This window comes from Magnetovibrio blakemorei (assembly GCF_001746755.1).
Taxonomy (GTDB): Bacteria; Pseudomonadota; Alphaproteobacteria; order Rhodospirillales; family Magnetovibrionaceae; genus Magnetovibrio; species Magnetovibrio blakemorei.
On sequence record NZ_MCGG01000034.1, the window covers coordinates 1 to 2,768 of the forward strand.

General features: G+C 52.3%; 3 protein-coding genes and 1 pseudogene. 3 read left to right on the forward strand and 1 reads right to left on the reverse strand.

What is annotated here, in order from left to right:
* Positions 1-412 (reverse strand): transposase (locus BEN30_RS10825; protein WP_139134984.1); only part of this gene is annotated, 412 nt, incomplete at its 3' end.
* 186 nt (positions 413-598) lie between these two features.
* Between BEN30_RS10825 and mamR (BEN30_RS10830) the strand changes: the two genes are divergently transcribed.
* The 3 genes and pseudogenes from mamR (BEN30_RS10830) to BEN30_RS10840 form a co-directional block, all read left to right on the forward strand.
* Complete coding sequence (gene mamR, locus BEN30_RS10830; RefSeq protein WP_139134985.1) at positions 599-946, forward strand: magnetosome protein MamR; 348 nt, start codon at positions 599-601, stop codon at positions 944-946.
* Between the two features lies 1 nt (position 947).
* A complete protein-coding gene (gene mamR, locus BEN30_RS10835; protein WP_069958371.1) occupies positions 948-1,238 on the forward strand; it encodes a magnetosome protein MamR in 291 nt (96 codons plus the stop codon).
* 436 nt (positions 1,239-1,674) lie between these two features.
* A pseudogene (locus BEN30_RS10840) lies at positions 1,675-2,604 on the forward strand (IS1595 family transposase); the annotation flags it as partial.
* Positions 2,605-2,768 lie beyond the last annotated feature (164 nt).

Below are 2,768 nucleotides of genomic sequence, written 5' to 3' on the forward strand. Positions count from 1 at the left end.
TCACCGCCCCGGTCTCGACCGCCACGCCAACGGTGGCCGCCAAAACCTTTTCCATGCCCTCTGGGCCAACCCGTTTGCGCCAGCGCGTCATGGTGCTGGGATCAATGGGAAGATGATGTTGAAAGAACTCAAATCCGCAGAAATATTGCCAGTAGGGGTTCTCGACCCAGCGCTCTACCGCTTCTTCGTCCGACAGATCATGCATGTGCTTCAAATAATGCAGACCGACCATCAATCGCGTCGATTTAGCCGGACGGCCCAGCGGTTTGTAGTGCTTGCCGAAGGCCTCATCAAACGAAGACCAGGGCATCATCCCGGCCAACCGGATCAAGTGATGCTTCATGTCGATGATGGCGTCCAGACGTTCGCGAAACAGATCGGCATCACGGCGGCGGGGTTTTTTAGGCTTCATGAGAATCTACCAGAAAATGAGCGTTACGGGACTGCTTTCTGGCATTTTCCTATATTTAGAATCCCAAGGGAATCATTATTTATCAATATGTTGAGAGTTTTTCAGGGCGAACTACTTAAATTGTTGTGTTTTGTTTTGTTCGTCAATGGGGTAGAATGAACTAGGGAAATATAACGCGGGGTAGAGATGGCGGTATTTGAAACAGTGGGACGAACGGGGGTGGCGGTTATTCGACCAATAATCACCATTCTTGCAGAGCTGGCGGATATCTTGGCTGGCGTCGTTTTGATGGGGACGTTTCCCCTCAAAAAGAAACTTGAACCCAACACCATTTATTCGACTGCGGATATTGCAAAGTTCCTCAAAGTCGAACGGCTTGAGGTGGTGAGGCTGATCCGTTGTGGTGAGATCAACGCCAGGCTGGTCGGCAACAATTACCGGATCATCGGGCAAAACGTTCTCAATTATTTAAGCGGATCAAAATTGTCGCCTGCACAAACGTTGACGATACAAGCATCTGGCAAGGAAGGTTAAAATGACAAACGCAGCCGCCATAGTGGGGGGCATTCGCACGGCATCGGCTTTGGCGCGTGATGTCGGGATTTTGGTTTTTGGCGGGTTGAAGATTCATCAGTTTTTCTTCCCCCACGAAATCAACAATAACAAGCTCTACACCAGCATCGAAGCCGCCAAGCTTTTGGGAACCAACCGTAAAAGTGTACTTTTACTTATCCATGACGGAAAACTCCAGGCCAAAATGATAGATGGGAATTTCAAAATTCTTGGCCATGATATAAAGACTTTTTTTGGTCGAGAGCATCACTAGAGGCGGTCTTTTTCGCTGGTCAATTCCGGTTCACCCATTTGCGGCACCAATTGGTGTTGCTTAGCCAAAAATTTGAGCTTGACGGTAAGGCTCCGGTTTTTTTCGGACTAACGCCATACGTGATCAGACCGGAGTACCTCGTCAGGCTCGATCTGCGGACGGCTAGAACTTCCACACCACAACGGACAGTTCAGGGCATCCCGCAGTGCTTTGATTAATGTGTGCGAATCATCCTGGGCCGTCAGGCGGGACAATAACCGCGCAAGGGGCCGGGTGTTTAGAGGCATCAGTTAGACATCTAGAGGGGGGTAAGCACGCTGGCAGGACAACATGGGGGGCGCTTTGTAAGGTTTGAGAATGGGATTTCGATAATGGCTTATCGCGATGTCCCATCAGTCATTGAAATCTCACCATTGGCACGGTATGATTCGTACCGATGGCGAAGCAACTCACCCTTCTTGATTTCCAGGAACGGTTCCCTGACGACAGGAGCTGTTACTGTCTGATACGGGATCGGCGATGGCCGGACGGGTTTGTCTGCCCCAAATGCGGCAGCAAAGATGCTTTTCTTCTGACCAGTCTGGCATACACCTACGCGTGCAAGGAATGCCGTGGCCATACGTCGGTGACTGCAGGCACGATTATGCACCGGACTAAACTGGCGTTGCGGGTCTGGTTCTGGGCGGCCCATCTTATGGCAACGCATTCGAACGGGATTTCGGCCCGACAGTTGGCGGCGCAGATGGGGATCGCCTACAGTTCGGCATGGTTGCTGGAACAAAAACTGCGGCGTTCGATGATTGATCCAAGCCGAGATTTGTTGGATGGTGTCGTCGAGATTGATCAGACCGAGATACCGTTCCACGACAACGACGCACCCCGGAGCCCACTCAAGACCGGCAAAATCCTGATCATCGAAGCCGTCGAGATTCGTGATAGAACCAGCGGAAAGGCACAGAAACCCAAGCCTCGTGGGTCGAAGTACCTCGACACCCTGTCGGGGCGCTGCCGTCTGGCGGTCATCCCCAGCAACGAGAAGCCGAACATCCACGCTTTCATTGCTACCAATATTGCCCCCGGATCTACCTTAATCTCCGATGGTCACGCTTCAATTCCTGGACTGGAGGGCTACCGGCACGATCCACGTGTCATTGGCAACATGGCGGCGCACATTCCGCTGCAATGGATTCACCGAGTCTTCGCCCTTCTCAAACGTTGGGGCCTCGGCACTTATCATGGTTTTCGCCGCGAGCACATTGATGTCTACCTCAACGAATTCGTCTTTCGCTACAACCGTAGATATTATCGTCATGTGTCCTTTGAAACGATCCTTGGTATCGCCGCAAAGCATGCGCCAGCGTCCTATTGGGACATCGTCGGCCAGAATAATCCTCGCAAAGGCATCACCATGACGCGCCAGAGACCCCGGCGGCGCAAGACGGCAGAAGGTATGCGCGAGGACGGAACCGGCCCTTATTCGCGCGGGAAAAACCCGAAATCATCCGATGATGGGACATCGCGATAAGCCGT